The sequence below is a fragment of the Hydrocoleum sp. CS-953 genome, from assembly GCF_002260545.1.
Lineage (GTDB): Bacteria > Cyanobacteriota > Cyanobacteriia > Cyanobacteriales > Microcoleaceae > Trichodesmium.
This window is the reverse complement of the sequence record NZ_LGSU01000553.1, coordinates 1-3,620: the sequence shown is the minus strand read 5'-3', so window position 1 is coordinate 3,620 and position 3,620 is coordinate 1. Positions and strand designations below refer to the sequence as shown.

Genomic DNA, 3,620 nt, shown 5'->3' with positions numbered 1-3,620 from the left:
AGAAATGATATTTCCCAATCTTCAATTCCGTAACGGTTTTAACCAGAGGTAATTATCAATTATCCATTATCAATTATCAATTAATGAACTTCTCACTTGCAATACCGATGCTACCGGACATGATATAAGTTAATAGCTGACAGCTAATAGCTGATGGCTGAATGCTTAGGTATTTGCTGAGTAAGGTGACACACCTAAAATGCTGCAATGGTAGGGACGGGTTCTAGCCTAAAGTTCAATGCTCAACCTAAAGATAAAATGAACCCGCCCTAATGCACAAAATTAAAAATTAGCTGTGTCGGTCTACTAACATCAATACTTTTTAATTTTTACTTTTAACATTTGACTTCCACATAGGGGTACTAACTATATTTTAGTCAATATTTACCGAAATAATTAATAATTAAACAATTAAATAATTAGATAATTCACGCCTTTAAGCCTCCCCTTTCAAGGGGAAAAAGCGGTCGTTTGCGAAGCATTCCGTCAGGATGGGATGGCGTTTAGCTGGCGCACAACTTCGTTAACGCTACGCGACATATAAAGCGTTCGCGGCTCTGCATTCTTCGGGTTTCCTTTCCCTCCGGGACGCTACGCGAACGCCATATCCAATCGANAGAAATAAATATTTTCCTTATTTGTCAATCCTCTCCCTAAAAGGGAGAGGTAATTATCAATTATCAATTATCAATTATCCATTAATGAAAGACTATTTTTTTGTAGCGAATAGTTATCTATATCTTGTCTCTCCCTAAAAAGGTTGCATATAACGTCCCTACCTATTCTCTTTTGTTTGATTTGCTCATAGATTAACTCTCTGAAAATTATATCATTGCTAGTAAAAGTAAATAATCTCAAAGATTTAAAAGATTACTTTACAGTTACTGGCAATGACAAATGTTGAAGGAGATATAATATTTTTCCAAGCAAAAATTTATTTTTCTTCTAATGTTAAAGTCAGTTTGAACAGAGAGATTTTTGAACTCAGAAAAATTACGCCACTGCTGCTTGTATAATCTGAGAATTGACTGTATTAAAGTTATAATTATCCATTTTTATTGGATTTCCAGCCAATATCAATGGTTGAGGATAATCTATGCCATAACCTTGAGCATAATTTATTCCTAACCCCTTAATAAACTCAATTATTCTCATATTTTCCACAGCTTCTGCAATGGTCTGAAAACCAAGCTTAGAACTTAGATTATGGATTTGTTCTATCCCTCTGAGATTGTCCTGGTTATTAGTAAGTCCCTTGACTAATTTACCATCAATTTTCAGATAATCTATAGGTAGTTGTTTGAGATACTCAGGCATTAAGTTGGCACGACCAACATGGTCTAAAGTAAACTGACAACCCATTTCTTTGAAAACACTAATTAGCTTTGCCACTTCTTTCAAGTTAGCAATAGCAATATTCTCATGAATTCCTAAACTAATTGTCTCTGGTAAAATTTCGTAGATATTAAACTGCTGATGCAAAAATTTGATGAAATTTTCATCATTAACACTAGCAGCACTGAGATTAATTTCATATACACAATTACTATTGCTTTGAGCTGCCTGAGAAAGTTGAGTAAATAAATTGCTAATTACCCATTGATCGATAGTTCTCATCAAATTATAACGTTCTGCAGTAGGTATAAATTTTCCAGGTAACATTATATTTCCTGTTTTATCTTGAATTCGCAGCAGAATTTCTAAATGTTTCCTGTTTAAATCTTCGTCACCAATAGGCAATATATTTTGGGCATGAAGAATGAAGCTTTTTTCTTCAAAAGCTGTNGTAGGTATAAATTTTCCAGGTAACATTATATTTCCTGTTTTATCTTGAATTCGCAGCAGAATTTCTAAATGTTTCCTGTTTAAATCTTCGTCACCAATAGGCAATATATTTTGGGCATGAAGAATGAAGCTTTTTTCTTCAAAAGCTGTGGCAATTTGTTCTAACAAATATTCATCTTCAGGGAATGCTTGATAACTCGGTACTTTTGTTTTAGCCTTTCTTTGTTTGTACCAGAATAAGAAAGGACTTTTGATAGTTTTCCACAAAAATTCTGTCTGGTAATTAGTAATAGCGTCAGCTTTTATTGACTCACCATTTTTAATTGAATGAAGGGCTAATCTCCTAAAGTCATTACCAATGTAATCTGGAAAAGCTAAAGATTTCTGCCAACTTTTAAGAGTCATCTTTTTCTGGTGATGTCTACTTAAACCTACACAGCGGATTAGGTTTAGTAGGTAATCTCTTTTTAGTTGGGAGNGAAGGGCTAATCTCCTAAAGTCATTACCAATGTAATCTGGAAAAGCTAAAGATTTCTGCCAACTTTTAAGAGTCATCTTTTTCTGGTGATGTCTACTTAAACCTACACAGCGGATTAGGTTTAGTAGGTAATCTCTTTTTAGTTGGGAGTTAGCAATTTTATGATAAACCACCATGGCTGGGTTATACCAAATTTCCCAGCCTGCTTGCTGAATATTTCTCAGCACTTCTAAATTTTCACTAGGTAATTGTGCTGCTTTATCTGTGTTATTCAAGCATAACGTTTTTGGAAATGCTTGTTGCCAGACTTGTTTACGAACTACTACTCCAGCACTAGGAGGTAATATCTTATATTTGGAGTCATATAGACGTGGTTTATTTCCTCGTTCTACAATTGCTAAAAAACAAGCTATTTCTTTCAAGTTTTCTGGAAGTTTTGACTCGGAATTTTGTTCAAAAAATTCTCCATGTATCTGACTACCAAAAGCACCAACTTGAGGATTTTTTTGACCAAAAGAATAAGCTTGAGCAACCCATTCAGAATCAGGTAAATTATCGTCATCTAGAAAACCAATAAGTTCTCCTCTTGCTTTTTCAACGGCTTTTTGTCTGGCAAATTCTACACCTTGTTTGGGTGCAAAAATATATTTCAGTGAAATTAATTTAGACCATTCAGCTTGATAATTNACTACCAAAAGCACCAACTTGAGGATTTTTTTGACCAAAAGAATAAGCTTGAGCAACCCATTCAGAATCAGGTAAATTATCGTCATCTAGAAAACCAATAAGTTCTCCTCTTGCTTTTTCAACGGCTTTTTGTCTGGCAAATTCTACACCTTGTTTGGGTGCAAAAATATATTTCAGTGAAATTAATTTAGACCATTCAGCTTGATAATTTTCTACTACTTTAGCAGTCATATCTGTGCTGTTGTTATCAACTATGATTACTTCCCATGAGAAGTCCTCAGTGTTTATTTGTGATTTTAATCTGTCTAGTAAGTCTGGTAAACGAGTTTCCCCATTGTAGGTAGGGATGGCAACTGTGAAATCAACCTTATTCATATTTAATTTTGCACCTCAACTAAAGTTTTTTAAATCTTCCCACTCACTCTTTGTATTTACACGGTGAGTAAGTAGTTTGTGAATTATTTATCTTTTTTATCTTTCCCCTAAGTTGTTAGGGTTTATAGCAATTTTTTCGAACAAGAAGACTAACTAACTTCAAAACTCGTAAAACAAACTATATATAGCAAGTGAAGCAAAGTTTAAAACATAATTCATCAGGAGTAAACAGAAGAAAAAGATGAGTAATCTACAGCAATAATTATTAACTAATGTTCTAATTTATACTTTAGTT

The 3,620-nt window shown here is 33.7% G+C and carries 2 protein-coding genes and 1 pseudogene; all 3 read right to left on the bottom strand.

Translation table 11 applies throughout. From position 1 onward, the window contains the following. Positions 1-993: 993 nt before the first annotated feature. Positions 994-1,785 (bottom strand): annotated as a pseudogene (locus AFK68_RS44365) (EAL domain-containing protein); the annotation flags it as partial. Positions 1,786-2,264: 479 nt separating this feature from the next. Next, positions 2,265-2,907, bottom strand: a 643-nt coding sequence (locus AFK68_RS44360; RefSeq protein WP_371357251.1) for a glycosyltransferase, incomplete at its 3' end; no start/stop codon positions are given. 43 nt (positions 2,908-2,950) lie between these two features. Next, on the bottom strand, positions 2,951-3,325 hold a 375-nt coding region (locus AFK68_RS05870), incomplete at its 3' end, for a glycosyltransferase (RefSeq protein WP_210407252.1). Positions 3,326-3,620: the final 295 nt, after the last annotated feature.